This window comes from Streptomyces sp. NPDC050287 (assembly GCF_044459385.1).
In the GTDB taxonomy this organism is placed as follows: Bacteria; Actinomycetota; Actinomycetes; order Streptomycetales; family Streptomycetaceae; genus Streptomyces.
In genome coordinates, this window is sequence record NZ_JBITIY010000025.1 from 1 (window position 1) to 24,860 (window position 24,860).

A 24,860-nucleotide genomic window follows, 5' to 3' on the forward strand; every position below is an offset into this window, starting at 1 on the left:
AGCGGACCGGCCGACCGTGCCTCTCACAGCAGTGCACCCTTCCCCTCCGCACTCGCGGCACGGCACGCCGCCGAGTGCGCCATCACCGCACTCACGGCCGGGAGATGTGACCTGTGAGCAGCCTCATCTGACCTGGGCACTCATCACGCTGATGACCCGCAGGTCACTCGACGGGGCCCCGCACCAACTGGTCGAAGGATCCCTGACTCCATCCCGGCACTGGCCCCTCGGGCGCCTGCCCGGCCTCCACGCTGAGCTTCACCCTAGATGTGGTGTCTCTTGTGTCCTGAACACGAAAGGATGGAATTGACGGTACGGCCGGACGCATTCGACCCCCACCTGGACGTCGAGTTCCAGGCCGAGCCCGGCCGGTGTGCAGGCCGCCCACAGCACCCTGATCGAGCTGACCAAGGCGGTGGCGCTGCGTCGGTTCGACGACGTGGAACCCCGGCTGGCCCCCGCGCTCGCCCAGGCCGCGAAGAACCTCGCGGACAGCCGACTTGCCGAGCCCCAGCTATCTCCGGCAATGCTGGCGCGCGAGCTCAACGTCTCCCTACGCACCCTGCATCGGGCATTCGCCGAAACGGGAGAGTCGGTGACTGCCTACATCCGCGACCGCCGGCTGGAAGAGGCCCGGCTCGCTCTCACCGCGCGGTCCGGCCGTTTGAGCGTCTCCGAACTGGCCGCTCACTGGCAGTTCGCGGACAGCAGCCACTTCATCCGAGCCTTCAAGAAGCGCTACGGCCAGACGCCCACCGAGTACGCCCGCTCGACTCAGCCTTCTACGAAGCTCAGCCACGGGGCCTTCGCCCCGGCCGCATGAATTCATGATGAAGGCTGAGACTGGTGACGGAGCGGTGCACGAGCTGCTCGACCTGCGCCCGGGCGGCTTCCCGTGGATACGCGTGGGCGGCAGGCCGCTGACCGGCTGGACGGTGCTGGACATCGACGCCTCCTTCGTGCCGGTCCACTCCGACAAGGAGGGGGCCGAACCGCACCGCAAGGGCTACGACGTGCACCCGCTGCTGAGGTTCTGGACAACACCGACGAGCACCTGGTGTGCCGGCTCCGCCCGGGCTCGGCCGACGCGAACACCGCGAGCGACCACTTCGACGTCAGCACGGAGGCGATCCGGCAGCTGCCCACCCGCCGCAGGCGCAGGATCCTCTGCCGCGCCGACGGCGCCTGCTCCACAAAGGAGTGGCTCGCCTGGATCACCAGCGGCGGCGGCAGCAAGGCCAACACCTGGGAGTACTCGGTCGGCTGGACTCGCGACGAGGACTTCTGGAGGGCGCTGGCCAAGGTCCCCGAGGCGGCGTGGACACCGGCCCTGGATGCGAAGGGCAAGCCCCGCGCGGACGCCGCCCTGGGCGAGATCACCGACCTGCTCGACCTGACCGGCTGGCCGCCGGGCCTGCGGGTGATCGTGCGCCGCGAGCCCGTCCACCCCAAGTAAGCACGGGAGTTGAAGCCCTTCGAGATCAAACGGGGGTACCGCTACCAGGCGATCGCTACCAACACGGTCGGCCGCCAGTTGCAGTGGCTGGACGCCCGGCACCGCGTTCACGCCCACGTCGAGTCCGGCATCAGAAGATCGAAAGCGCTCACCCTCACCCGGCTGCCCTCGTTCAAGTTCGCCTTCAACCAGACATGGTGCACCCTGCTCGCCCTGGCGATGGACCTGCACGCCTGGCTTCGGCTCCTCGCCCTGGACGGCAAGCACGCGAGGGCCGAACCCACTACCATCCGAGACGAACTCCTCGATGTCCCCGCGAAGTTGACCGAACACGCCCGACGCCGCGAACTCAAACTCGACTCCGACTGGCCGGCCAGCCACCGGGTCGTCACCGCCTGGGACCGCGTCCGGGGGTGCCGGTGCAGGGCGACCTCGATCGGTCTCTTCTTCCCGGTCACCTTCACCACGAGGTGCGCTACGACAGCCGGTGCGCAGCCAGGAAGTCGCCCGCTGCTCGGATGGCCGCGTCCGCTTCGGGGAGCAGGCCGCGGAAGTTCTGGAAGACGTGCTGCATGCGGGTGCTGACGTGGAGTTCGACGGGCACGTGAGCGGTTGCTGCCCGGCTCGCCAGCCGCAGCGCGTCGGTCAGGAGGAGTTCGCTGCTGCCTGCCTGGATGTGCAGGGGCGCCAGTCCGCTCAGGTCGGCGTTGAGGGTGTCGACTGCCGTCGGTAGGGCGTTGGGTGAGCCGAGATAGTCGCGGCTGCGGATCCGGAGGCTCTCGGCGGTAAGAACGAGGTCCTGGTTTTCGTTCGGCGGCCGGTCGTTGGAGGTGTGGTCGAGCCAGGGCGACAGGACGACGGCTGCGGCGGGCTGGGGCAGGTGCTGCTCCTTGAGTGCCAGCAGGGTGCTGAGCACGAGACCTCCTCCCGCCGACTCGCCGACCATGCAGATGGTGGCGTAGCGGCGATCGCCACGCAGAGTGCGATAGACCTGAATGACGTCGTTGAGCGCGGCCGGGTAGGGGTGCTCGGGAGCGAGGCGGTAGTCGACGGATACGACGGTGGCCTGGGCGGGGCGGGCGATGGCGCAGACCAGGGCGGCGGAGTCGCTTGCTGAGCCGAAGGTGTAGGCGCCTCCGTGCAGGTAGAGCAGCACTGTGTCGCCGGAGGCGTTGGCCGGTGTGTGGGTGACTACTGGCACGCCCCCGATCGTGGTCTTGTCGGTGCTGACCTCTTGGGGCGCGGGCAGGCCCTGCATCATTTGCCGGTAGATCTCGCGCTGTTCCGGTATGACGCCCCCGAGGTCGAGGGGGGACTGGCGCAGCATGTCCTCGACGAACTGCCGTGGAGAGGCGACGCCGTTTGTTTCATTGCTCATGGTGGGTGACTGTGCCTGCGGGGCCGGGTTGCCGACAACGTTTCTTGCGGAGACCGCAACTACTTGCTTCGGAGCACGTAGGCGGGTTGCCGAAACAGCATGCGAGGTGGCTCCTGGACCACGGACAGGGCGAGACTGGCCTGTCATCGACGAGAGCCTGGGAAGCAGTTGCGGTGGACGACCGCCTGGTTGCCTTGCTGCAGGGAGTCGGTCCGCGGCTGCGTGCGGTGCGCCGGTTGAGTCGGTTGACGCCGGCGCAGGTCGCCGAGCGCACGGGGTTGTCGGTGAGCACGCTGTCGCGGTTGGCGTCCGGCAAGCGCCGACCGTCTCTCGAGGTGTTGATTCCCTTGTCCGCAGCGTACCGGCTTCCCCTGGACGATCTTGTCGGTGCGCCGCCGGTCGGAGATCCCCGCATTCATCTCCGGCCGTTTCGCCGGGACGGCGCCGTCTATGTGCCGCTGACGCGCAACACGGGTGATGTGCTGGCGTTCAAGCTGGTGTTGCCCGGCCGGGGGCGGGCTGCGGGAGGTCGAGCAGCGCAGCCATCGGGGGTATGAGCGGCTGTTCGTGCTGCGAGGGCGCGCGCTGTTGAAGCTTGACGATGAGGTCGCAGCCCTTGGCTCCGGTGAGGCCGTCGAGTTCGATACGCGTATGCCTCATAGCCTTGTGAGCGGCACGGGCGAAGTTGTCGAGGTGCTGGGCTTGTTCAGCCGGACGGTGGGTCGCTCCGTACCGGGGCGTCTTGAGCATGCGAGCAGGCCCTGGTGGCGCCGCCCGGTGCGACGCCACCAGGGCCTGCTGTTGAGTCAGGATGCGCGGTGCAGGGCCAGGACGTTGTCGGTGACGGTGGCCTGCTGTCCTTCGGGTCCGGTGGGGGTGCGTTGGGGGGCGTGGCAGCGCTCGGCCGTCCAGGAATCGTCCAGTTTCAGTGAAGCCCGTACCTCGTCCGGGCGGGGCAAGTGCACGTCCTTGCCGGCTTGCCAGGACCAGGGGGCGATGGAGGCGTGTTCCACGATGATCAGCAGTCCGCCGGGGGCGACGGCCGCCGCCGCGCGGGCGCAGTACCTTTCCGTGGTCGATGTCGAGGGGTGTGCGGAAGTCGTCCAGGCGGGCGTAGTGGTTCTCCCAGAAGGCTGCGGAGTCACTGCCGATACTCATTGAGGGGCTTTCTTTCGGCGGTGGGTGGGGCATGGTCAGCCGACGTGGACAGGGGTGTCGTGGGGACATCGCTGGCGCTGTGCTTCTTGATCAGCAGGATGACCGCGGCGAGCGCGAGAGTGAACGCGACAGTGCTGGCGATGAACGCCACGCGGTAGCCGTGCACGTAGCCGTCCAGGCGGACTGCCCGGGTGACGGGCCCGGCGTGATCGGTGAGGAAGCCGGTGAGGGCGGAGACGTAGAGGGTGTTGAGCAGTGCGGGACCGATGGCGCCGCCGACCTGCTGGGTGGTACTGATCACGGCGCTGGCCACCCCTGTATCGGAGGTGTTGATGCCCGCCAGTGCGATGTTTGGCAGGGCGACGAAGAAGACACCCAGACCAAGGCCGGTAAGGATCATCGCGGGCAGGACGACGGGCAGGTAGCCGCCGGTGGCCTTGACCATCACCAGCCACAGCGTGCCGATGAGAGCGACTGTGATGCCAGACGCCATCAGCCGCTTGGGGCCGATCTTGGGCACCAGGGGAGCGCCGAACGTGGCGGCGGCGATGATGCCGGCGCTGAAGGGGAGGAAGGCCAGTCCGGCGTGGAGCGGCTGGTAGCCGAGGTTGACCTGCAAGTAGTAGGTCAAGAACAGCATGAGCCCGAACATGCCGGCTCCGATGAGCAGGGAGGCAAGGAACGCGCCGCCGCGGTCGCGGTCCAGCACGACGCGCAGGGGTAGCAGCGGGTGGCTGGTACGGGTTTCTACGGCGACGAACGAGATGAGCAGGATCAGTCCAGCGGCCAGCAGGATCCAGGTCAGTGCGCTGGACCATCCCTCTTCGGCGGCGTGGGTGAAGCCCCAGACCAGAGCGACCAGACCGGTGGTGACCAGGACGGCCCCGGGGATGTCGTAGCGGCGTTCGCCTTCTGCGCGGCTTTCCCGGACGGTCGGGATCGCGGCCAGGGCGGCGGCCAGGGCGATGGGGGCGTTGACGAACAGGCACCAGCGCCAGTTGGTGTACTCGGTCAGCACCCCGCCGGCGATCAGGCCGACAGCGCCGCCCGCACCCTGCAGCGCTCCGTAGACGCCGAACGCCTTGGCCCGCTCGCGGCCGTCTGTGAAGGTGACCGCGATCAACGACAGGGCGGCCGGTGCGAGGAGTGCGGCGAAGGCGCCCTGGAGTGCGCGGCCCGCGAACAGCGTCGCGCCGTTGGGCGCGACACCGGCCACCATGGAGGCGACGGCGAAGCCGACCAAGCCGGTCATGAAGGTGCGCTTGCGGCCCACGAAGTCGACAACGCGCCCGCCCAGCAACAGCAGACCGCCGAACGCCAGTGCGTAGGCAGTGACCGCCCACTGCCGGTTTGCGTCGCTGATGTCCAGGTCGGCCTGGGCTTTCGGGAGGGCGATGTTGATGATGGAGGCATCGAGCACCACCATCAGGGTCGCCACCGAGATCACGGTCAGCGCCAGCCAGCGCCGCGGGTCGAGCGCAGGGCTTCGGCCCGTCGTATCGGTCGATGCGGTCATCACTGTCCAATCAAGGCCCTGAACTGGGCTGGGGTTGTTGTAGTCAGGGGCCGCTCTGCGTGCGGGCCCGCGTTCATGACGATGCACGCGATCCTGCTGCAGTTGCAAAGCTGGATGCTGTTTTGGCAACCTGGATTCATGGACGAGCAGAGGCGACACGATGTGCTGTCAGCAGTGGGACCCCGGCTGCGGGAGCTGCGCCGCCGCAGATCCCTGACTCTGGCCGACCTGGCGGAACAGACCGGGGTCAACGAGAGCACGCTCTCGCGCCTGGAGAGCGGGTCGCGTAAGCCGACCCTGGAACTGCTGCTCCCGCTTGCCGAGCTCTACGATGTCCCCTTGGACCAGCTCGTCGGCGCACCGCGCAACGGCGACCCGCGCATCCACCTGCGCCCGGTGAACCGCAACGGCATGACGTACATCCCGCTGAGCCATCCCGGCGGCGTCCAGGCGCACAAGCTGCTGATCCCGCCGAAATCGGGACGCGAGCCGGAGCTGCGCACCCATGAGGGCTTCGAGTGGTTGTATGTGCTGGCCGGGCGGCTACGCCTGATCCTGGGCGATCAGACCTCGGTCCTCAAGGCCGGAGAAGCCGCCGAGTTCGACACGCATGTGCCGCACTGGCTCGGCCCGGACGACGACCAGACCGTGGAACTGCTCGTGCTGTTCGGGCACCAGGGAGAGCGGGCCCACCTCAAGGCCCGCACCACCTGACCCCTCCCGGCGGTAGCACGATCTGCTGGCGGGCGCTTCAGGCTTCCGGACCCGCGTCGAGACCGTGCACGCGCGCGCCGAGGACCCGGCGGGAGACTTCCGCCTCCATCGCCCCGCTGAACGGCCCGGCATCGACCGTCCGGGCGGCGGCGGCCACCTTCGCATCCGTCATCAGCAGGTCCATGTGCATCGCGGCCGCCGCCGTAACACCCGCTGCCGCAGCCGCTGGCACACCGGCGAACACATCCGCGACATTGCCCGCGGCCCACACCCCTTCGACGCCGGTGAACCCCGAGGGATCGACCCGGACCTGCTCACCCGTACCCGAGAGATGCTCGAGGACGCTCAGCCCCAGCCCATCGAGGAAGGCGGCACGCGCCACGAACCGGGGCGCGACCACCAGGTTGCGCACTGGGACAAGATTGCCGGGGGCGAGCCGGACGCCTGCCAGCCGGTCTTCGTCGTCGATGTGCAGGCCCGTCACCTCGCCGTCCGCCACGGCCACTCCGAGGCCGGCCAGCTGCTCCCACTGCTCATCGCTCAGCTCGGTGCCGGTGTGGCGAAAGAGAGTGACATCATGGGACATCTGGCGGAACAACAGAGCCTGGTGGAAGCTGCCCAGCACGCCGATAGCGGTGTCGCGCACCTCCCAGCCGTGGCAGTAGACGCAGTGCAGGACATCGTGTCCCCACCGCTCGGCCAGGCCGGGCACGTCGGGCAGTTCGTCGGTCAGGCCGGTGGTCACCAGCACACGCCGCGCCCGCACCTGTTCACCGTCGTCCGTGACCACGCTGAAGCCGTCACCGTCCCGGCGGGCATCAGCAACCCGCGCGTCCGCAACGCGGACGCCATAGGCCAAGACCTCCTCCCGCCCCAGGCGCAGCAACTCCAACGGTGAGATGCCCTCGCGGCCCAGGATGCCGTGCGCGCCGACACGGACGGCGGGGGCGTTACGCGGCTCGCCTGCGTCGATCACGAGTACCGAGCGGCGCACCCGGCCAAGGCTCAGCGCCGCGGACAGCCCCGCAGGGCCACCGCCGATGATCACGACATCCCAGGGCTGCATATTCGACTGCGCCAGATTCGTTGTATTCATGGCCCTAATGTGCGCCAGTAGTCTGATCGACGGCAAAGCGTCATGCCGTTTCGGCAAGGGACCGGCCGGTATGCTCCGTCCCGAACCGATCGGCACGTCGCAGCAGGCGGCCCTCGTGTCGGCCCTGCCTGAGCCGAGGCCGCCAACACGTACGTGCGCCCCCATGATTCAGTGCGTGTTTCTCATCCCATGGTTCGTAACGGGCCTGCTGGGAGGCTCGTCCGGGTGCCCTGGCGGTGCCGGTTGGGTTGAGAACCGTCACACCGCGCCCAGCAGGTGAACGCCAGACCGGTGACGGCCCGCACCGGGGGTTATCCCCCGTTCTGATCTTGGGGTGCGCCGGATCGCGTCCCCGTTGGGGCGAAACTAGCGTTCGGCCATGACCTCGACTCTACGAAGGCACCTCGCCATGGCAATCGGTGTCGCTACGCTGCTCGCCGCAGAGGCGGGCACGGCTGTCGCCCAGTCTGCCGGCCCGTCCGCCGTGGAGCAGTTACGCCAGGATGCCGCAAGAATCCACGCCCTCGGTGTCAGCGGTGTGCAGGCTCGCGTCATTGGGCCTGACGGTCGGCAGTCGGTTGCCACCAGCGGCACCGTCGACCTGACCACCGGCCGCCCGGTCTCTTCCGGCGGTTACTTCCGCATGGCCAGCACGTCCAAGACGCTGGTCGCCACCGTGGTCCTCCAACTGGAGGCCGAGGGCCGGCTGTCCCTGGACGACACCGTCGACCAATGGCTGCCCGGAGTGGTGCAAGGCAACGGCAATGACGGCAGCAAGATCTCCATCCGCCACCTGCTCCAGCACACCAGCGGCATCCGCGACGACCTGCCCGGATACACCACGCGGAAGGAGTACTACCAGCAGCGCCACAACGTCTACGAACCCAAGCAGCTGGTCGGCCTCGCCATGGCTCACAAGCCGGAGGACTTCGAGCCCGGCGAGGGCTGGGCGTACTCCAACACCGGCTATGTCCTGCTCGACATGATCATCCAGAAGGCCACCGGTCGACCCGCCCACCGAGAGATCGAAGACCGCATCCTGCGCCCGCTCGGCCTCGACCAGACCCGGTGGATGGGCACCTCGTCCACCCTGCCCCGGCCCCACGCCCAGGCCTACCAACTCTTCGGCCCCGGTTCCCGGGTGGACGTCACCGACCAGATACCGGTGGACTACGAAAACCTTTCGTGGGTCACGACCACGCGGGACGAGAACCGCTTCCTCCGCGCGCTGCTCGACGGCCGCCTGCTACCGGCACAGCAACTGGCCAAGATGAAGCAGACCGTCGAGGTGAGCGCAAAGGTCCAAGAGCTGTGGCCCGACGGCCGATATGGACTCGGCCTGGTCGAACGCCCCCTGAACTGCGGAGGAACCTACTGGAGCCACGAGGGAGGGGACGGCGGCTACATCACCCTCAACGGCGCCACCGACGACGGCAGGCGAAGCGCCGTGGTCTCCATGTCCGAAGCCCGCGGCGACACCCTGGAACACATAATGGAACAGGAGAACGCGGCCAGCGCCCTGATCGACCACGCACTGTGTGCCGGGGGCCCCAGAACCCGGTGAGCGGACGCGTCGTCGCGGTGAGCTCGGCGCGACGTTCGCTGGTGCCGCAGATGGACGTTGCGCACCACCTCGCCCCAGGCCCCTCTTGGGCTCGCCTCGGCGATACCCCTAGGGACGTAGGCGGTCAGACCCCGGCAGACGCCGGTTTCCTCGGCCAGCTGGGGGTGGCGCCTTTGCGCGCCAGGCGCCTGGTCATGAGGGTGATGGCAGCCCAGGTGATCAAAGTTTCGGAGTGCTGGACGAGCCGTTCAAGCGGGCCCTGTCCTGTCACAGCCCCAAGTGCCGTGCCCCGGCCCGCGGTTGGTGGTGGACACCATGACCGACGAGAGCGAGAAGGTCGGAAGCGTCAGCCAGTCCCGTTACGAGCAGATCGTGGCCGAGCTGCGGGATGTGGTCGAGCAGCAGACGCGCGGGCAGTTCACGATCGGTGACCGGGCTCTGGAGATTGAGCCGATGCGGCAGCGGGGTGGTCCGGTCGGGGAGACGGAGTGGACGGTCGAGGAGTCGCTGGCCCGTCTGGCCGACGACATCGGGCTGAGCGTCGCCACGGTGAAGACCACGAGGTGGGTGGCGTCCCGCTGGCCGAAGGAACACCGGCAGCCCAAGATCGCGTCCTACACCGTCCACCGGTCGCTGGCGAACATCGAGGACGACGCGGAGCGGTTCGCGGCGGTTCTGGTGCTGCCGGAGGGGAAGCCCCGGTGGACGACGGACGACGCGAACCGGCGGGTGGGGCAGCAGGTCGAAACGCCGGTGACGCCGCAGGAGAAGGCCACCGCGATCCACTCGCTGGCCCAGGACGAGGAGGTCGCCGCGGCGGTGACCACCGACTTCCTCAAGCGTCCGCAGGTGGCGGCCAAAGTGTCGGCGGAGGACAAGGTCCGGGTGGTGGAGGAGTTCACCCGCGACGAGACGGTCGCAACAACCGCCGCGACCACCCTGTTGCGCCGTCCGGACGTCGCGTTTGCGTGGTTCGCCACCACGCCCCGCAGCAGCAGATGCGGCTGCGGACCGGCCATCGCTTATCTTTCGACTGCTCGCGCGGACGGCTCCAAAGCCCCATCCGGCCAGTCGCATGGTCGGGGCCTGGGGCCCGACCGTGGCCCCGACCACGAGGTCGTTCTTGGACTGTGACCGTGGTCGGGGTCTCGTGGTCGGGGGTTGGGTCGGGGAATGAAGGTCCGGTGGCCGCGATGCTCACCTTCGACGACGAGGACGAGGTGATCCGCCGGGCCAACGACACCTCGTGGGGGCTCGTCGGCTGGGTCTTCGCCGAGTGCCTGGGCCGCGCCCTGCGGGTCAGCGAGCACCTGGAGGTCGGCATGGTCGGATTCGACGAGTTCCTGGAGTATCCGTACCTCGCCGTGCCCGTGCGGTGAGGGCGGTGTCCCTGCCCGGCACTCGCCCCGGCGCGCCTCAGCGCATGTGGCGTGCGGTGATCTCCGCCGCGGTGTCGGTCACGAGCTTTCCCAGCTCGGGCAGCCGACCGGGCTCGAAGCGGGAGTCGGGCAGGGACACGGCAACGGCGGCCAGCGGTACGCCGTCCCCGTCCAGCACGGGTGCCGCGATGGCGCAGACACCTTGAAGGTACTGGTTGTGGTTGACGGCGTAACCACGCTCTGCGACGCGGCGGAGCTCCGCCTGCAGCTGCACGGGGTCGGTGATAGTCGTCTCGCCGTACCCCTCGAGCGTGCCCGCGGCGACCTCGTCGACCTCGGCCTTCGGCAGGTGGGCGAGGACGGCGTGCCCGGCGGCGGTGGCGTGTAGCGGTGAGGTGTTACCGATGGCGTGGAAGGTGCGTACGGCGTGGTCGCAGTCGACGCGGTCGACGACGACCATGCCCTGGAGGGCGTCCGGCACCGACAGATGGATGGTCTCGTTCAGAGCGTCCCGCAGGCGGATCATGGGCTCGCGTGCGGCGGCGAACAGGCTGGAGCCCTGGAGGGCGGCGGGCCGTACGGCCAAGACACGGGCGCCGATCTCCCAGCGCGTGGTGTCCTTGCGGTTCGCCCGCAGCCAGCCCGCCTCGGCCAGCGTGACGAGGGTGCGTTGCACGGTGGACTTCGGGAGCCCGAAGATCTTCGTCAACTCCCCGACCGTCACGGGCTGATGCTGGGCGACCGCCTCCAGGACCCGCAGCGACCTGGTGACGCTCTTCATCTCCATCCGGTGCCCCTCAGTTCAGTGATTGCGTTCTCACCTCTTGACTCCCCCTCGGAGCCACAGGCATCATCGTGCCGTATTCTAGCACGATGCTCCACAATATGGCATGACTCCGGGATCTCGAGACCCCCGGCGATCGGGCCGACCCCTGGAGAAGCCACGGGGGTTCGAGACCCCGCGGCGATGGACAGCGGTAGTGTCCTGACCACGCCTACCGTGCCGCGTGGTGCAGCCGCCCTGCGCCCGCCCCTCCCCCGGCCGGGTGCAGGGCGGTGGCTGCGCCGGAGCATGGAGCGAGGGCCGGCTCGCACACATCGGCGTGCGAGCCGGCCCTCGTCGGCAGGGGGCTGGATACCCCCTTCGTGATCAGACGCCCAGGCGCCGCTGCGTGATCTCTGCGGCTGTGTCGGCGACGAGCCGGCCCCATTTGGGTATGCGTTCGGCCTGGTACCGGGCCTCGGGCATGGAGATGGCCACGGCGGCCAGCGGTGTGCCGTCCTCGTCGAGGACGGGCGCGGCGACGGCGCAGACGCCCGGCCGGTACTGGTTGCGATTGACCGCGTATCCGTCGGCGCGGACCCGGTCCAGCTCGGCGCGCAGCTCGTCGGAGTCGACGGTGGTTGTGTCGCTGAAACGCTCCAGTCCCCCCGCGATGAGTTCCTCCACGTCCCGCCTCGGCATATGAGCGAGGACGGCGCGCCCGACGGCGGTGGCGTGCAGGGGTGAGGTGTCACCGATGGCGTGGAAGGTGCGTACGGCGTGGTCGCAGTCGACGCGGTCGACGACGACCATGCACTGGAGGGCGTCCGGCACCGACAGATGGATGGTCTCGTTCACCGCGTCCCGTAGGCGGATCATGGGCTCGCGTGCGGCGGCGAACAGGCTGGAGCCCTGGAGGGCGGCGGGCCGTACGGCCAAGACGCGGGCGCCGATCTCCCAGCGCGTGGTGTCCTTGCGGTTCGCGCGCAGCCAGCCCGCCTCGGCCAGCGTGACGAGGGTGCGTTGCACGGTGGACTTCGGGAGCCCGAACATCTTCGTCAACTCCCCGACCGTCACGGGCTGATGCTGGGCGACCGCCTCCAGGACGCGCAGCGACCTGATGACGCTCTTCATTTCCATCCCGGTTTCCCCCTTCGGGACACCCTCTTGACTCCCCTGCGAGGCACTGCCATTCTCTGTGCCAGATTATAGCACGATGTTCCTCATTGTGGCATGACTCGAGGGTCGCGAAGAAGTGGGCCGGACGGCGAGACGTGACGGTTGCGAGCCGCAGGGTCTCCGAAGAGTTTGGCCCCCGCCCAAGCCGTCTCGGATCGAAGGGTCTCACCCAGGGGCCCAGCATGCGCCCCGGCGATACGAAAGGAAAGCCCTGTGTCGGCTGCCGGGAAGCGCGTCGCATCGTCGGCGCGGGAACATGGGCAGCCAGGCCGCCTGGCGGCCCGCCGCATCTGCTGTCGTCGGCTATGACCGGTTCGCACTGAGCACCCCGCAAGGCCACATGGCCTGTGCTATCCGGAGTTCGCCGTCGCTGTCCGCTGGAATCCGGCCACGGTCACACCACCCGACACCCTCCTCACCTCCGGCACGGGCATACGCGACGGGGCGGACACCCGCCACCAGGCGTCCCGTCCCGGCCCCTCACTCCTGTTCCCCGGCCGCTCCCCTTCTCACGGCGGCACACCCGCGACCAGCGTGCCGTGAGGGCATGCGACCTCGACTCATTCGCGAAGGAGACGGTCCACCGTGGACGCCGTCGACGAGAAGATCATCGCCGAGCTGACCCGCAACGCCCGCATCTCGCACTCCGAGTTGGCCGGCAAGGTGCTGCTGTCCCGCAACGCGGTACGCCAGCGCATCGAACGGCTGGAGCGCCAGGGCCACATCGCCGGCTACACCATCGTCCGCGCCGGCGACGACACCGGCAATGTCGTCTCGGCGCTCGTACTCGTCTACCGCCAGGACCGCATGCGCGGCGGCGACGTCCTGGCCGCGCTCAAACGCGTCCCCGAGGTCGTCATCTGCGAGATCCTCAGCGGCGACTTCGACATCGTGGTGCGCTTGGAGGCGGCCTCGCTGGAACGCATACGGGGAATCTGGGAAGACATCGCCAAGATGCCCGGCGTACGAGACACGGTCACCGCGCTCACCCTGTCCAGCGTCGCCAACCGCCCGCGAGCAAGGCCGAGTTCAACGGCACCGGCATGAGTCGCGCCATCGCCTCCTCTCTGTCCAGCAGCCCGCCCCTGGACCACGGGGTCCACCAACGTCCGCCCCGGCGCGAAGGCCTGTTCCGCGATCCGGGCGGCGGCCGCGCAGCCGATGTGCGAAGCCAGGTTCAGTCATCCCACCAGCAGGTGTCCGATCAGCGACTCGAAGGCGCTGAGCTGGAGTTGCCCGTGCTCCTCGGCCACCGTGATCAACCCGTGGCCGTGGCCGTGGCCGGCGCCTGCACCGGGGGCGGGACGGACGGCCATCGGAATGCCCGTCGACCTGGAAGTTCTCCGGAGCCCCGGTGGTGCGGATCGGCCAGTAGGTATCGGCCGGCACAGTGAGTTCGCCCAGGGGGTCGCGCTCGGTACGAAATACGGTCATTGGACCACTTCACTGATGTGGTTGACGCAGACGACCTTGGGCTGGGTCATCTCCTCGAAGGCCAAGCGCACGCCCTCGCGGCCCATGCTCCCCTAGGCTGGTCTGGGACAACGAGGTCATCGACGGCCGCGGCCGCCCGACATCCGAGTTCGCCGTGATCGGCCACCAGGTCACCGTGCTGACCGACAGCGAGCAGGTCGTCGTGCTCACCTCCGGCGACGAGATCGTCGCCCAGCATGCCCGCTGCTGGCCCGGCCCCAGACCCTGACCGATCTCGAGCACGCCGAAGCCAGGCAGGCGATGCGCCAGGAAGTGCGCAGGGTTGGGCTTGAGTTCCGTAGGTGATGAGGCGATCTGTTCCCCTTGTCGCGACGGCGCTCCTGCTCCTCATGCTCGCAGTCTGGATCAGAATGCCGGCGCAGCTTGCTCCTGCCGCGGTCCCTGACTGCGTGCCTTGAGCAGCGCCTCCCGTAGGCGGTTGTGGGTCATGGCCAGGCAGGCGTGCATCGCGCCGCGTGCTACCGAGAGTCCCAGAACCTGGGAGACGGTCGTGATCCGGGGGACGGCCGACAAGGTTTGTTCGAGTCGCTTGCGTACCTCGGGGAGCACCTCGTCCACCAAGGGGTACAACCGGCCGACGAAGTAGACGGATTCGGGATCGAGTGTCACGGCGACGATGCTCACAGCGGTCGTGACCGCCGTCGTGAACGCCTTGAGTATCTCCGCACGGGCCCGATGGTCCTGAGGTGCCATCCACAGGTCCTCGACGCGTTCGATGTCCAGTCCGTGTTCACGAGCGAGCTTCACAAGCCCTGCAGTGCTCAGCAGCCCGTTGAGTGTGCGGTCGTTGATGCCCGAGGAGAGGGAACCGATATCGCCGAACGCAGGAGTACGTCCCCGAGCCAGTTCCCGGTCCCTGCAGGTGGCGAAATTCAAGGTGCTGCTGACGCTGAGCAGGGCAGCGTCATGGATGCTCGGGTCGTCCGTGAGCACCTGGAGCAAGGACGCGTTCGCGTCACTGTCGAAGGACACTGGAGCACCGACGAGCTGTTCGACGGTTCGGTGGAGGTCTCCGCCGGAGAAGATTTTCATCGGATCAGCGGGCCGAAAGACCTCGGCGCCGTCGCGGACATGGGCGGGCAGTGCCGCGACGACCTGGCGCAGTGGCCCTCGTGCGGAGGCGCTGGTCTGCGCGATCAGATCGACCAGCCACTGGCCGGCAGCGGGGACGTCGTGGTGCTCGGCCGTCGGAACGATCACGTGTCCGATCTCACGGCCGCGTAGGTCGGTCACCAGCACGCCGGTGGTCACGGCGCCGAAGCCGACCCCCACGACGTGTCCAGCCGACTCGGGCACATCGAGGTACGTCGACGGACGGCCCCGCCCGACGACGGCGTCGACGCCCCCGTCCACGACGAACCCGTCAGAGCGCAGTTCCTCGACGGCCCGCGACACTGTCGCCTTGCTCAACCCCGTGAGCTCAATGAGCTTGTTCCGGGTCAACGGCGCATGGGAGAGAACCACGTCAAGGACACGTGCCTTGTTGTAGTCGCGGGGTGTGGGATTGATGCTGCTCACCTCATGACCTTAGCGAGACCATACGCAGCCCGAACCAGTGGTCTCTACCGGACTCGCCGACTGTCCGTGGGCGTCGGCGAAGACGCTGATCCTTTACTCGCCTGCGCTTCTGTTGAAATCCGCCTGCTCCTCTCAGGGGAGAACCTCGTGGCCGTCTTCTGCTGGAGGCGGGTTCGCAGCGCTCGGCTCTGTGTTCTCCATCCTGTGTCGGCCTGGGTCAGCAGCCGAGGAGTTTCGGCAGGCCCGACAGGTCGGGCAGCTCGTCGTAGGGCTGGTAGTCGGCGCTGCCGGGGCGGCCGTAGCGGTTGATCCACACCCGGCGCTTCAGGCCGAGGTCGCGGGTGGGGATGTGGTCGTACTCCCAGCCCTGCGCGGTGTGGATGACCTGCGAGGGCTCGACGCCCATGGTCTTGAAGGCGTGCTCGAAGGTCTGACGGTCCGGCTTGTAGGCGCCGGCCTGCTGGGCGGTGATGACGTAGTCGAAGTCGACGCCGATGTTCTCCACGTTCCGCGCGATCAGGTTGTCGTCGCTGTTGGAGATGATGGCGATCTCGTACCTGGTCTTCAGGGCGCGCAGCGCGTCCGGGACCTCCGGGAAGGGGCCGAAGGTGGGAACGGCCTCCACGAGGGCGTCGCCGTCGGACTCGCGGTACTCCAGGCCGTGCAGGCGCATGGCGTTGCGCAGGCTGGAGTGCAGGATCTCGTGGTAGGGGCGGTAGGCCTCCAGGACGGCCTGGAAGCGCATGACGCGGAAGTCGTCGAGGAACTCGTCGACGTCCAGGTTGTCCAGGTTCAGCCGGTCCTCGAGGACCTTGAGGGTCGTGGGGCCGAGCTCGAAGTTGATCAAGGTTGCATAGGCGTCGAAGGTGACGATCTCTCGCATGGTGTTCAGCCTCGATTCAGAGTGATGGTGAGAAGGGCGGGGTTCAGGCAATGCGGTCGCCCGGGTGACGATCTCGTCGAGTGCGGCCAAGTCGGCCGTGTCGGAAGCCGACGAGTGTCGCCTCAGTGGCGCCACTCAAGGCGTGTCATGGCGGATACTCAGCAAGCGGGCCACGACCTCCTCCAGGGCGACGGCCATGGCCCGCTCCACGTTGACCCAGTCGTCTCTGGCATGCTCGAGCAGGTAGTCGCGACGCTCCGGCACTCGGTCCGCGCGCCAATGGGTGACCAGCGCGCGAAGTGTGAGGCGTGCCAGCGCGGCGACAGGCAGGAGCGGGAGTTCGGTGTCCTTGATCGGCCGGGCCCGCTCGTATCCCGCGACGAAGCTGCATGCCTCACGCCAGGGATCCCGCGGTGTCCGGCCGAGAAGGTTCGCGAGAGACACGGCAGGATCGAAGATCAAAGCACTGCGCATGCTGTCGCCGAAGTCGATCACTGCGGTGACGAAGCTGTCTGTCCGCGGATCCACCAGGACGTTGTAGGGGCTGTAGTCACCATGGATCACTTGGGTCTCAAGATCACCCAGCCTCGGAACGATGGCCTCGCGGAAGAGACGGAACACTTCTTGTGCCAGCCGACGGTGCGCGGCGCTGGGTGTGTACTCGATGAGCTCCCGCAGCTGGTCGAAGTGTCGAAGGTCCCACACAAGGCGCCGCTCGTCAGCGGGATGCCTGAATGACCGCAGAGCCAGATCCACTCGCCCGAGCATCTGCCCGACCCGGGCGAGCTGGTGGGGATCGGGGTTCGTCCGTGCCAGGACGGCACCTTCGACGAAGTCGAAGACGCGGAGGACTCGCACCCCACCGTCTTTCGTCTCGATCGGTACGTTGTCGCCGCCTTCGGTGGTCTCCTTGACCCGCTGGACGGGGAGATGAGGAGCTCCGGTTTCGAGGTGGCGCATCACGGCCGTCTGCAGAGCTACGACAGCTACCGCCTCGTCAGGCGGGGAAACCTTGACGAGATGGTCGGCCGTGCCGGTCCGCAGCCGGAACGTGTCGTCCTTCTCGGTTGCCAGCCGCTCGAGATGTCCGCTCAGCCGGTAGTGCCGGGCAAGGAGGGTGTCCACCACGTTCGTCTCGATGGGCTCGTGGGAAGATGCCAGGCCGCTCTCCTCAAACAACTGCTGGGCGATACGTGCGGGGGGCGAGGTGTTCACCGTTCAGTCCCTTCGGCTTTCGGCCTGCTACAGGCGCATCTCGGCGATCTCCGCGAAGGTCTCGAGGAATCGCGTCACGTCGTCCGAGTCGAAGGCCAGCGGCGGTCGGATCTTGAGCACATTGACTGCTTCCCCGGTGCCGCTGATGAGGACGCGACGCTCGCGCATGTCGTTGATGACGTGGTCGGCGCGGACACGATCTGGCTCCAGCGACTCCCGGTCCTTCACGAGTTCGACGCCCACGTACAGACCACTGCCGCGGACCTCCGCGACGTAGGGAGACTCGCGAGTGATCTCCTCAAGGCCGGCTCGAAGCGCCCTGCCGTTGTCGAGAACTCGCTGCTGCATATCCTCCGCTTCGAAGACGTCCAGAACCGCGGCACCGGCGGCAACCGCGATCGAACTGCCCGCAAAGGTGTTGAAGTAACGGACATTCTGTCCGAACTCGTCGCACACCTCGGGCCTGAACACCACGCCGGAGATCGGCATGCCGTTCCCCATGGGCTTGCCCATCGTGACGATGTCCGGAAGCACCCCGTGGCGGCTGAACCCCCACATCGACTCTCCGAGCCGGGCGAATCCCGACTGGACCTCGTCGGCGATGTACACGCCGCCCGCTGCGTGCACCTCCTCGACCATGTCCCGCAGGTAACCAACGGGATCGGTGAAGATACCGTCGCTGGAGTGCGCGCAGTCGGTGATCAGCGCCGCAAGCCTGTAGCCGTGGCGCTCAAGGTCGTTGATCGCGCCGCGCACCTGACTTCGCATGTAGTCGGGAAGCGACGAACCCGGCGGGACGAGTCGCGGATCAGGAGCATCGATGAGACGCACATTCGGCCCGAGCGGTGAGCCCGCGCCGAGCGTCGGCGAGAAGCTCGCAACCTCGCGAGTAAGACCGTGGTAAGCCCAGCGAGTCACCACGATTCCCTCGCCGCCCGTGTGGAAGCGAGCCACGCGTATGGCCAGGTCGTTCGCCTCCGACCCGCTGCACGCAAAGCTGACCCTCGAGAGCGCTTCGGGCATGGTGGCGAGAAGGCGTTCGGCGTAGTCGACGAGTGATTCCTGCACATAGCGCGTGTTCGTGTTGACCGCCGCCATCTGGCGGGACACGGCCTCGACAACGTGCGGGTGCGCGTGACCGACGCACGGCACATTGTTGTAGGCGTCAAGGTAGTCGTTGCCACCCCGGTCGAACAGGTGAGCGCCTCGGCCGGAGACGAACTCGACCGGCTCCCGGTAGTTCAGCGCATAACCAGGACCCAGCACGTTGTTTCGCCGCTTGACCGTCGACCGCAATCGCTCAGGCAGGCCACCGAGCGCTGCGGGGTCGAACCTGTTGGGGTAGTTGGCCAGCGCTCGATTCGGCGTGGAAGTCATCAGTGGACCCCCTCCTTCGTGGCTTGCATCTCGTTCCGGCCGCTTCGGTCGCAGATGCTAGTTTGTTTCAGTTCCAGCCTGAAACTTATCCCTCTCGCGCGGGAGCGGCAACCCTTGTGACGGCGGAGACTGCCCGCTGCGGGTGGCCAGGAGTGCGACCAGGTTGAGGGGGTCGTTGAACGGAGTGATGGCGGCGATGATGCCCAGCGGCTCGCGGGTGAACCAGCCCTGCCGCTTCTCCGAGCCCTCATGGGAGTCGAAGGGGATGACCTCGCCGGCGTTGCGCCGTGCCTCGGCCGCTGACAGGGACAGGGTGTTGACCGCGCGGCCGACTTCCTTGCGGGCCTGGGTGATGGTCTTGCCGGCCTCGCTGACGATCAGCTGAGCGAAGGACTCGGCGCGCCGCTCGATCAGGCGGGCGGCGCGTTCCAGGACCGCGGCCCTGGCGGCGCGGGACAGCGCGGCCGCGGTGCGGCGCCCGCACCTGGCCTGCTGCAGGATGCTGCCGACGGCGCCTGCGTCGACGGTGGGCACCGAGGCGATGACCTCGCCGGTGTAGGGGTTGTGCACGGGCGTCGTGTCGGTGCCGAGTTCGATGCTCTGGGGCACGACGGTGTCAGACACGCCGAGGAGGTCGGTGTGGAAGGCGACCGCGTTGACCGGGCCGGAGATCCCGGCGAGCGGGTGCTGGGCGGGCAGGGCGAGGGGGGCGACGCGGGCGTCGACGCTGCCGTCCTCGTGGCGGGTGGCGGAGCCGACCAGCTTCCAGCGCAGCCCCTTGGAGGCGGCGTCCTGCACCTCTTGGGGGGTGATCGCGGAGATGCCCTCGCAGAAGACGTCCTCGCGACGCAGGTCGGCGCCGAGGACCTCGTTGGCCAGGATCATGACCTTGAGCTGGACGTCGTGGCCCTCGATGTCGGCGGTGGGGTCGGCTTCGGCGTACCCGAGCTCCTGGGCTTCCGCAATGGCCGCCGAAAGCTCGATGCCTTCTTCGAGTCGGCCGAGGATGTAGTTCGAGGTGCCGTTCATGATGCCCTGGACGCCTGTGATCTCCAGGCCGCCGAACATGCGCTGGGCGGTGCGCAGGATGGGGGTGCCGCTGAGTACCGAGCCCTCGAACTCGAAGCTGACACCATGCTCGGCAGCGAGCTGCTTCAGTGCGCGGCCGGCGAGTGCGACGGGTCCCTTGTTGGTGGTGCACACCTGCTTGCCCGATTCCAGGGCCCAACGCACATGGGAGAGGGCGGGCTCGCCGTCGGTGGGGTTGGTGAACGTCGCCTCCACGATGATATCGGCCGGGACCTCGCGGACCACCCACTCGTTGCGCGGATCTGCGCTGCCGCCGGCAAGGGCCTCGAAGCTCAGCTCCCCGGGCTCGGCGGCCAGCAGCGGCGCCAGATCGATGCCGTCGGTGTCCACCAGGGAACCGGCCCGCAGATCGGTGATCGCCACCACCCGCAGGGCGAAGCCCAGCTCCTTGGCCAGGCGCTCCCCGCTCTGGGATATGAGCTCGGCAAGCGCGCGATTGACACCGCCGAATCCGATGAGGGCGAGATCGTATCGGCCCATGAGATCGCTCCTTCGCAGTCCGCCGCCTTCACGGGGCGGCTGCTCAGAGCCTTGCTGTCCGGCATGTCACGCGCTCCCTGCCGCAACGACCACATGGCATGCCGATCTGCGCCGGTCTCATGACGATTCGCTTCCTCCCGGATCCGGCGACACGCACCTGCCCCTGTGGGTCAGCCCGCACGACAGGCACCACCGCTGCACGACGACCTTCAGATGTGCCGGGTCGATGTCCACCGGTCGATGCCTGCCCCGCCCGGCGGGCGAGTGGTGACTCTGCGTCGTGACTGTCTGCCCTGGGCGGGGATGCGCTTGCGGGGCAGGGTGCCTGCCCGCCCCGGCTCCCCTCAGCCCAGGTGGTGGGCGGTGATCTCCGACGCGGTGTCCGTCACCAGGCGTCCCCAACTCGGCCAGCCCGGCGGGATCGAAGCGGGGGTCGGGCATCGAGACGGCTACGCAGACCGGAGTAATCCGTTGCCATCCAGGACAGGTGCCGCGATGCGCTGCGCCCGGCGTTGACCGCCTCCAGGGCGCGCGGCGACCTGGTAACGCTCTGCGTTTCCAACCGGTTTCCTCCCGTTGATCCTCGGAATTTCTGTCCGGCACCCCCTTGACTCCCCTCCGAGCCACTGCCATTCTCTGTGCCATATTCCAGCACGTCGTTCTACATTGTGGAACGGCTCGGGGCCACAGAACTGAGCCGGTACTCGGAGTGCGACGGTTGCGAGCCGGGGGCTTCCAAAAGGTCCTGGCCCCGTCCAAACCGCCTCGAATCGACAGCTCGCGTCGGGGGGCCAGCATGCGCCCCGGCGATACGAAAGGAAAGTCCTGTGTCAGCTGCCAGGAAGCGCGTCGCCGTAGTCGGCGTGGGAACGATGGGCAGCCAGGCCGCCTGGCGGCTGGCGGCCCGCGGCGCCGAGGTCGTCGGCTACGACCGCTACGCCCCGGGCCACGACCGCAGTGCCGCCGGCGGTGAGTCCCGGATCTTCCGCAGCGCGCACTTCGAGGATTCGCGGTACGTCCCGCTCCTGAAGCACGCCGACTCCCTGTGGGAGCAGCTCCAGCAGGAGACCGGCCGGGAACTGCGCCGCCTGACCGGGTGCCTGCTCATGGGGCCGACTGAGCAGCAGCAGATGGCCACCGTCCTTCGGTCCATCGCCGAGCACGGCCTCGACCACGAGGTCCTGGACGCCGAGTCGCTGGCCAAGCGCTTCCCGCAGTACCGGCTCGAGGACGGCGACGTGGCAGTGCTCGACCGCCGCGCCGGTCTCATCCGCCCTGAGCTGACCGTCCAGACCGCCGCCCGGCGCGCGGAGCAGCTGGGCGCCGTGATCCACCGCTACACGCCGATACGGGAGATCACACCGGTGAGCGGCGGGGTGGAAGTCCGCACCGACGCCGGCAGCGAGCGATTCGACGCTGCCGTGGTCACCCCGGGCCCCTGGATCAACGACCTGCTGCCCGGCCTGCCGTGGGAGGTGCAGATCCGCCGCGTGGTCAGCGCCTGGTTCGTGCCCACCACCGACGCCTGGTTCGGCGAGGAGCGTCCCGCCTTCATCCGCACCTCCCCCACCCACTGCTACGGCCTGCCCTCCCCGGACGGCGTCTCCGTCAAGCTCGGCCTCTCCCAGGCCCTGCACAAGCCCGCCGGCGACCCGAACCAGCTGGACCGGACGGTGCAGCCGGAGGAGTTGGAGATCTACGCCGACCTGATCGGCCGCTACATTCCGGACCTCAGCCCCGACCCGACCCGCCTGGCCGTCTACATGGAGGGCTACACCGACAGCACCCGGCCATTGGTCGGCCCGCTGCCCGGCACCGAGAACGTCATCCTGCTCGCCGGCTTCTCCGGCCACGGCTTCAAGCTCTCCCCAGCCTTCGGCGACATCGCCGCCGACCTCGCGCTGGACGGCTCCTCGCCCCAGCCCATCGACTTCGTCTCCACCCTGGACCGCACCGCGGCCTGACCCCGCCCCGACCACCCTTCACATCCGGCAAGGAGAACCACATGGCCACGAGGAAACGGGTCGCCGTCGTCGGTACCGGCACGGTGGGCAGCCAGGCCGCCTGGCGGCTCGCGGCCCGGGGCGCCGAAGTCGTCGCCTACGACCGGTTCGCCCCCGGCCACGACCGCAGCGCCGCGGGCGGTGAGACCCGGGTCTTCCGCAGCGTGCAGACCGACGACAGCCGCTATGTGCCGCTCGTCCGGCACGCCGACGCCCTCTGGAAGCAGCTGCAGGCGGAGACCGGCCGGGAACTGCGCCGCCTGACGGGAGCCCTGGTCATGGGGCCGGCCGACCACCCCGAGATGCGTACGGTCATGGACGTCATCGCCGAGCACGGCCTCGACCACGAGGTGCTCGACACCGAGGCGATGGCCAAGCGCTTCCCGCAGTTCCACGTCGACGACGCAGACCTGGTGGTCCTCGACCGCCACGCGGGCTTCGTCCGCCCCGAGCTGACGGTCCAGACCGCGGCCCGTCGCGCCGAAGAGCTGGGCGCCCGGATCCGCCGCTACACCCCGGTGCGGGAGGTCACTCCCGTCGCCGGGGGAGGCGTGGAGATCCGCACCGACACCGACACGGAGCGCTTCGACGCCGCAGTCGTCACCCCCGGCCCGTGGGTGGGCGACCTGCTGCCCGGCCTCCCGTGGGAGGTGAGCGTCCACCGCGCGATCAGCGCATGGTTCCTGCCCCACGAGGACCACCCGGCGGACGCGGAGCGGCCCGCCTTCATCCGCCGGGGCGACCTCCCCTTCTACGGCATCCCGTCTCCGGACGGCCAGGCCGTCAAGCTCGGCCTGTCCCAGGCCCATCACAAGCCTGTGGACGACCCGAACCTGCTGAACCGGACCGTCGCACCGGAGGAGCTGGAGACCTTCACGGAGGTGGTGCGGCGCCACCTGCCCGGCCTCAATCCCGATCCGGTGCGCCTGTCCGTCTTCATGGAGGGCTACACCGACAGCACCCGGCCGCTGGTCGGCCCCCTGCCGGGCTGCGACGACATCGTCTTGCTGGCCGGCTTCTCCGGCCAGGGCTTCAAGCTCTCGCCCGCCATGGGCGACATCGCCGCGGACCTCGCCCTTAAGGGCCACACCTCCCAGCCGATCGACTTCATCACCACAAACGGCCGCACCGCGGCCTGAGCTGAACGAGGCAAGACATGACCCTGACCATTGGCCCGCTGAGCGCTGAGCCCGGCCAGAAGACCCGCGGGAGCCTGCCCGCCGACCTGGGCAGCACGACGGTGGACGTCCCCCTGATCCTCGTCAACGGGTCCCGTCCCGGCCCGAGGGTCGTGATCACCGGTGGCGTCCACGGCGGCGAGTTCATCCCCGTCGACGCCACCACCCGCCTGGCCGGGCTGCTGGAAGCGGACGAGATCGCCGGCCAGCTGGTGATCTGCCCCGTGGCCAATCCGCCGGCCGTCTACGGCGGACGGCTCAACATCTCCCCGCTGGACGGCGTCAACATCAACCGCGTCTTCCCCGGCGACAAGGACGGTGGCCCCACCGACCGGATGGCGGCCTGGCTGTTCGAGCACCTGATCACCGGCTCCGACGCCTACGTGGACCTGCACAGCGGCGGCATCGACCAGCACCTGCTCGACTTCGTCGGCTACCGCCTGACCGGCGACGACGAGCTCGACGCGAAGAACAAGGCGATGGCTCACGCGGTCGGATACGAGCGGGTCATCTTCGGCACCAGCCCGGACGGCGGCAACAGCCACGCCGCGGCGAACCGGCAGGGTGTCCCCGCGATCCTCATCGAGACCGGGCAGCTCGGCGACCGCGACTCCTCCACCGTGCGCAGGCTGCTCGACGGCCTGTACCGGCTTCTGCACCACCTCGGCGTCCTCGAGGCCCCGCAGGACCTCGCACCGGTGACCGTGCAGCCGCACGACTGGATCTGGACAGGCGAGGCCGAGTCTACGGTCGCAGGCCTGTGGTATCCGGACGCGATCACCGGCGAGGAAGTGACCGAGGGACAGACCATCGGCCGCATCATCGACCCGGTCGACGGCACCGAGCACAAGGTCGCCGCCGTCTCCACCGGAACGATCATCTACAACATGAACGGGCTCTCCGTCCGCCCCGGCACGCACCTCGCCGCCATCGCCACCCCCCACCACTGACGAGCCGCATGCCCGCCCACTGAAACGCCCCCCTGCCCCACCGAGCCGGCCCCCACTGTGCATTGCACTACTTCCAGGAGATTTGTCATGAGTAATCCCATGATCAGTGGTAGCGCTTCTGCGCGGAGCGGGCGGCCTGGCGGCCCTCGCCGCCGTGCCCTCGATCGACGCCTGCGGCACCGGCACCAGCCGCACCTCGTCCAGTGGAAGCAAGGGCGGCGGCACCTACGGCGAGGCCCTCCAGAATGCGATCCACACGCCGTCCACCCAGGAAACCGGCATCAACGTCAAGGTGAGCAACACCGAGGGCACCCAGATGCCGCCCCAGATCAAGCAAAGCCCACCTCAGTTCGACCTCATCACCAACTCGATGAAGGAACTCGTCAAGCACGCGGACCAGGACGGCCCGGAGAAGCTGGACCGCATCCGGTGACCCCCGATGCCCGCACGCCCAGTCTGATGTGTTCCCG

General features: G+C 68.4%; 25 protein-coding genes and 3 pseudogenes. 15 read left to right on the forward strand and 13 right to left on the reverse strand.

The annotated features are described in order from the left end of the window. The first annotated feature begins 373 nt into the window (after positions 1 to 373). The 3 genes from ACIBK3_RS44695 (at position 374) to ACIBK3_RS44705 (ending at position 2,041) form a co-directional block, all read left to right on the forward strand. Positions 374 to 823, forward strand: coding sequence for a helix-turn-helix domain-containing protein (locus ACIBK3_RS44695; RefSeq protein ID WP_399374263.1), 450 nt, complete (start codon positions 374 to 376; stop codon positions 821 to 823). Between the two features lie 234 nt (positions 824 to 1,057). Beyond that, positions 1,058 to 1,456 carry a hypothetical protein gene (locus ACIBK3_RS44700; protein ID WP_399374264.1) on the forward strand — a complete coding sequence of 133 codons (399 nt, stop codon included), beginning with the start codon at positions 1,058 to 1,060 and terminating at the stop codon, positions 1,454 to 1,456. Positions 1,457 to 1,465: 9 nt separating this feature from the next. Continuing rightward, entirely contained in the window at positions 1,466 to 2,041 is a 576-nt protein-coding gene (locus ACIBK3_RS44705; protein WP_399374265.1) for a transposase, read from the forward strand. Here the strand turns inward: ACIBK3_RS44705 and ACIBK3_RS44710 are convergent. Continuing rightward, a complete protein-coding gene (locus ACIBK3_RS44710; RefSeq protein WP_399374266.1) occupies positions 1,932 to 2,834 on the reverse strand; it encodes an alpha/beta hydrolase in 903 nt (300 codons plus the stop codon). The two genes, ACIBK3_RS44705 and ACIBK3_RS44710, sit on opposite strands and share 110 nt — an antisense overlap. Before the next feature lie 173 nt (positions 2,835 to 3,007). On the opposite strand from ACIBK3_RS44710, the gene ACIBK3_RS44715 reads away from it, so the two are divergent. Beyond that, positions 3,008 to 3,391, forward strand: coding sequence for a helix-turn-helix domain-containing protein (locus ACIBK3_RS44715; protein ID WP_399374268.1), 384 nt, complete (start codon positions 3,008 to 3,010; stop codon positions 3,389 to 3,391). Beyond that, a pseudogene (locus ACIBK3_RS44720) lies at positions 3,312 to 3,473 on the forward strand (hypothetical protein); the annotation flags it as partial. The gene ACIBK3_RS44715 and the pseudogene ACIBK3_RS44720, both read left to right, overlap by 80 nt. 167 nt (positions 3,474 to 3,640) lie before the next feature. On the opposite strand, the gene ACIBK3_RS44725 reads toward ACIBK3_RS44720, so the two are convergent. Both ACIBK3_RS44725 and ACIBK3_RS44730 read right to left on the reverse strand, forming a co-directional pair. Continuing rightward, positions 3,641 to 3,979 carry a hypothetical protein gene (locus ACIBK3_RS44725; protein WP_399374345.1) on the reverse strand — a complete coding sequence of 113 codons (339 nt, stop codon included), beginning with the start codon at positions 3,977 to 3,979 and terminating at the stop codon, positions 3,641 to 3,643. Next, entirely contained in the window at positions 3,976 to 5,508 is a 1,533-nt protein-coding gene (locus tag ACIBK3_RS44730) for an MFS transporter (protein ID WP_399374336.1), read from the reverse strand. Before ACIBK3_RS44730 ends, ACIBK3_RS44725 begins: the two co-directional genes overlap by 4 nt. Before the next feature lie 138 nt (positions 5,509 to 5,646). On the opposite strand from ACIBK3_RS44730, the gene ACIBK3_RS44735 reads away from it, so the two are divergent. Continuing rightward, a complete protein-coding gene (locus ACIBK3_RS44735; protein ID WP_399374270.1) occupies positions 5,647 to 6,222 on the forward strand; it encodes an XRE family transcriptional regulator in 576 nt (191 codons plus the stop codon). Positions 6,223 to 6,259: 37 nt separating this feature from the next. Here the strand turns inward: ACIBK3_RS44735 and ACIBK3_RS44740 are convergent, their stop codons facing one another. Then, entirely contained in the window at positions 6,260 to 7,318 is a 1,059-nt protein-coding gene (locus ACIBK3_RS44740) for an NAD(P)/FAD-dependent oxidoreductase (protein WP_399374272.1), read from the reverse strand. Between the two features lie 409 nt (positions 7,319 to 7,727). On the opposite strand from ACIBK3_RS44740, the gene ACIBK3_RS44745 reads away from it, so the two are divergent. Continuing rightward, on the forward strand, positions 7,728 to 8,882 hold the full coding sequence (locus ACIBK3_RS44745) for a serine hydrolase domain-containing protein (protein ID WP_399374273.1): 1,155 nt from the start codon (positions 7,728 to 7,730) through the stop codon (positions 8,880 to 8,882). Between the two features lie 142 nt (positions 8,883 to 9,024). Here the strand turns inward: ACIBK3_RS44745 and ACIBK3_RS44750 are convergent. Then, a pseudogene (locus tag ACIBK3_RS44750) lies at positions 9,025 to 9,132 on the reverse strand (IS5/IS1182 family transposase); the annotation flags it as partial. 65 nt (positions 9,133 to 9,197) lie between these two features. Between ACIBK3_RS44750 and ACIBK3_RS44755 the strand changes: the two are divergent. Then, on the forward strand, positions 9,198 to 10,016 hold the full coding sequence (locus tag ACIBK3_RS44755; RefSeq protein WP_399374274.1) for a DUF6192 family protein: 819 nt from the start codon (positions 9,198 to 9,200) through the stop codon (positions 10,014 to 10,016). Between the two features lie 44 nt (positions 10,017 to 10,060). Next, positions 10,061 to 10,261 (forward strand): annotated as a pseudogene (locus ACIBK3_RS44760) (aldehyde dehydrogenase family protein); the annotation flags it as partial. 37 nt (positions 10,262 to 10,298) lie between these two features. Here ACIBK3_RS44760 and ACIBK3_RS44765 read toward each other — a convergent pair. Together ACIBK3_RS44765 and ACIBK3_RS44770 are read right to left on the reverse strand one after the other, a co-directional pair. Further along, the gene (locus tag ACIBK3_RS44765; RefSeq protein WP_399374338.1) at positions 10,299 to 11,042 is read right to left on the reverse strand and encodes an IclR family transcriptional regulator; all 744 of its coding nucleotides are present in this window, start codon (positions 11,040 to 11,042) and stop codon (positions 10,299 to 10,301) included. Positions 11,043 to 11,411: 369 nt separating this feature from the next. Continuing rightward, the gene (locus tag ACIBK3_RS44770) at positions 11,412 to 12,158 is read right to left on the reverse strand and encodes an IclR family transcriptional regulator (protein ID WP_399374339.1); all 747 of its coding nucleotides are present in this window, start codon (positions 12,156 to 12,158) and stop codon (positions 11,412 to 11,414) included. A 630-nt stretch (positions 12,159 to 12,788) separates the two neighbouring features. Between ACIBK3_RS44770 and ACIBK3_RS44775 the strand changes: the two genes are divergently transcribed. Next, positions 12,789 to 13,250 (forward strand): Lrp/AsnC family transcriptional regulator, encoded by a 462-nt coding sequence (locus ACIBK3_RS44775; protein WP_399374275.1) that lies wholly within the window; start codon positions 12,789 to 12,791, stop codon positions 13,248 to 13,250. Between the two features lie 134 nt (positions 13,251 to 13,384). Here ACIBK3_RS44775 and ACIBK3_RS44780 read toward each other — a convergent pair whose 3' ends face one another. Next, positions 13,385 to 13,519, reverse strand: a complete 135-nt coding sequence (locus ACIBK3_RS44780) for a hypothetical protein (RefSeq protein WP_399374276.1) — start codon at positions 13,517 to 13,519, stop codon at positions 13,385 to 13,387. A gap of 272 nt (positions 13,520 to 13,791) precedes the next feature. Between ACIBK3_RS44780 and ACIBK3_RS44785 the strand changes: the two genes are divergently transcribed. Further along, positions 13,792 to 13,905: a Mu transposase domain-containing protein gene (locus ACIBK3_RS44785; RefSeq protein ID WP_399374278.1), complete on the forward strand. Its 114-nt coding sequence runs from the start codon at positions 13,792 to 13,794 to the stop codon at positions 13,903 to 13,905. A gap of 137 nt (positions 13,906 to 14,042) precedes the next feature. Here ACIBK3_RS44785 and ACIBK3_RS44790 read toward each other — a convergent pair whose 3' ends face one another. The 5 genes from ACIBK3_RS44790 to ACIBK3_RS44810 all read right to left on the reverse strand — a co-directional run bounded on the left by ACIBK3_RS44790 (position 14,043) and on the right by ACIBK3_RS44810 (position 20,259). Continuing rightward, complete coding sequence (locus tag ACIBK3_RS44790; protein WP_399374279.1) at positions 14,043 to 15,215, reverse strand: ROK family protein; 1,173 nt, start codon at positions 15,213 to 15,215, stop codon at positions 14,043 to 14,045. 217 nt (positions 15,216 to 15,432) lie between these two features. Then, positions 15,433 to 16,098 (reverse strand): haloacid dehalogenase type II, encoded by a 666-nt coding sequence (locus ACIBK3_RS44795; RefSeq protein WP_399374281.1) that lies wholly within the window; start codon positions 16,096 to 16,098, stop codon positions 15,433 to 15,435. A 135-nt stretch (positions 16,099 to 16,233) separates the two neighbouring features. Next, entirely contained in the window at positions 16,234 to 17,226 is a 993-nt protein-coding gene (locus ACIBK3_RS44800) for a phosphotransferase (protein ID WP_399374283.1), read from the reverse strand. Between the two features lie 114 nt (positions 17,227 to 17,340). Further along, on the reverse strand, positions 17,341 to 18,690 hold the full coding sequence (locus tag ACIBK3_RS44805; RefSeq protein ID WP_399374285.1) for an aspartate aminotransferase family protein: 1,350 nt from the start codon (positions 18,688 to 18,690) through the stop codon (positions 17,341 to 17,343). A gap of 57 nt (positions 18,691 to 18,747) precedes the next feature. Further along, entirely contained in the window at positions 18,748 to 20,259 is a 1,512-nt protein-coding gene (locus ACIBK3_RS44810; protein ID WP_399374286.1) for a homoserine dehydrogenase, read from the reverse strand. A gap of 827 nt (positions 20,260 to 21,086) precedes the next feature. On the opposite strand from ACIBK3_RS44810, the gene solA (ACIBK3_RS44815) reads away from it, so the two are divergent. The 4 genes from solA (ACIBK3_RS44815) to ACIBK3_RS44830 all read left to right on the forward strand — a co-directional run bounded on the left by solA (ACIBK3_RS44815) (position 21,087) and on the right by ACIBK3_RS44830 (position 24,823). Beyond that, a complete protein-coding gene (gene solA, locus ACIBK3_RS44815) occupies positions 21,087 to 22,223 on the forward strand; it encodes an N-methyl-L-tryptophan oxidase (protein ID WP_399374287.1) in 1,137 nt (378 codons plus the stop codon). Positions 22,224 to 22,264: 41 nt separating this feature from the next. After that, a complete protein-coding gene (gene solA, locus ACIBK3_RS44820; protein WP_399374288.1) occupies positions 22,265 to 23,401 on the forward strand; it encodes an N-methyl-L-tryptophan oxidase in 1,137 nt (378 codons plus the stop codon). A 17-nt stretch (positions 23,402 to 23,418) separates the two neighbouring features. After that, positions 23,419 to 24,390 (forward strand): succinylglutamate desuccinylase/aspartoacylase family protein, encoded by a 972-nt coding sequence (locus tag ACIBK3_RS44825; RefSeq protein WP_399374289.1) that lies wholly within the window; start codon positions 23,419 to 23,421, stop codon positions 24,388 to 24,390. A gap of 106 nt (positions 24,391 to 24,496) precedes the next feature. Beyond that, positions 24,497 to 24,823, forward strand: coding sequence for a hypothetical protein (locus tag ACIBK3_RS44830; protein WP_399374291.1), 327 nt, complete (start codon positions 24,497 to 24,499; stop codon positions 24,821 to 24,823). Positions 24,824 to 24,860: the final 37 nt, after the last annotated feature.

Excerpts from the sequence above, each read along its gene's own strand:
- ACIBK3_RS44710 (WP_399374266.1), bottom strand. The coding sequence starts at position 2,834 with ATGAGCAATGAAACAAACGGCGTCGCCTCTCCACGGCAGTTCGTCGAG.
- ACIBK3_RS44730 (WP_399374336.1), bottom strand. The coding sequence starts at position 5,508 with ATGACCGCATCGACCGATACGACGGGCCGAAGCCCTGCGCTCGACCCG.
- ACIBK3_RS44735 (WP_399374270.1), top strand. The coding sequence starts at position 5,647 with ATGGACGAGCAGAGGCGACACGATGTGCTGTCAGCAGTGGGACCCCGG.
- ACIBK3_RS44740 (WP_399374272.1), bottom strand. The coding sequence starts at position 7,318 with ATGAATACAACGAATCTGGCGCAGTCGAATATGCAGCCCTGGGATGTC.
- ACIBK3_RS44745 (WP_399374273.1), top strand. The coding sequence starts at position 7,728 with ATGGCAATCGGTGTCGCTACGCTGCTCGCCGCAGAGGCGGGCACGGCT.
- ACIBK3_RS44755 (WP_399374274.1), top strand. The coding sequence starts at position 9,198 with ATGACCGACGAGAGCGAGAAGGTCGGAAGCGTCAGCCAGTCCCGTTAC.
- ACIBK3_RS44765 (WP_399374338.1), bottom strand. The coding sequence starts at position 11,042 with ATGAAGAGCGTCACCAGGTCGCTGCGGGTCCTGGAGGCGGTCGCCCAG.
- ACIBK3_RS44770 (WP_399374339.1), bottom strand. The coding sequence starts at position 12,158 with ATGAAGAGCGTCATCAGGTCGCTGCGCGTCCTGGAGGCGGTCGCCCAG.
- ACIBK3_RS44780 (WP_399374276.1), bottom strand. The coding sequence starts at position 13,519 with ATGGCCGTCCGTCCCGCCCCCGGTGCAGGCGCCGGCCACGGCCACGGC.
- ACIBK3_RS44795 (WP_399374281.1), bottom strand. The coding sequence starts at position 16,098 with ATGCGAGAGATCGTCACCTTCGACGCCTATGCAACCTTGATCAACTTC.
- ACIBK3_RS44805 (WP_399374285.1), bottom strand. The coding sequence starts at position 18,690 with ATGACTTCCACGCCGAATCGAGCGCTGGCCAACTACCCCAACAGGTTC.
- ACIBK3_RS44810 (WP_399374286.1), bottom strand. The coding sequence starts at position 20,259 with ATGGGCCGATACGATCTCGCCCTCATCGGATTCGGCGGTGTCAATCGC.
- solA (WP_399374288.1), top strand. The coding sequence starts at position 22,265 with ATGGCCACGAGGAAACGGGTCGCCGTCGTCGGTACCGGCACGGTGGGC.
- ACIBK3_RS44825 (WP_399374289.1), top strand. The coding sequence starts at position 23,419 with ATGACCCTGACCATTGGCCCGCTGAGCGCTGAGCCCGGCCAGAAGACC.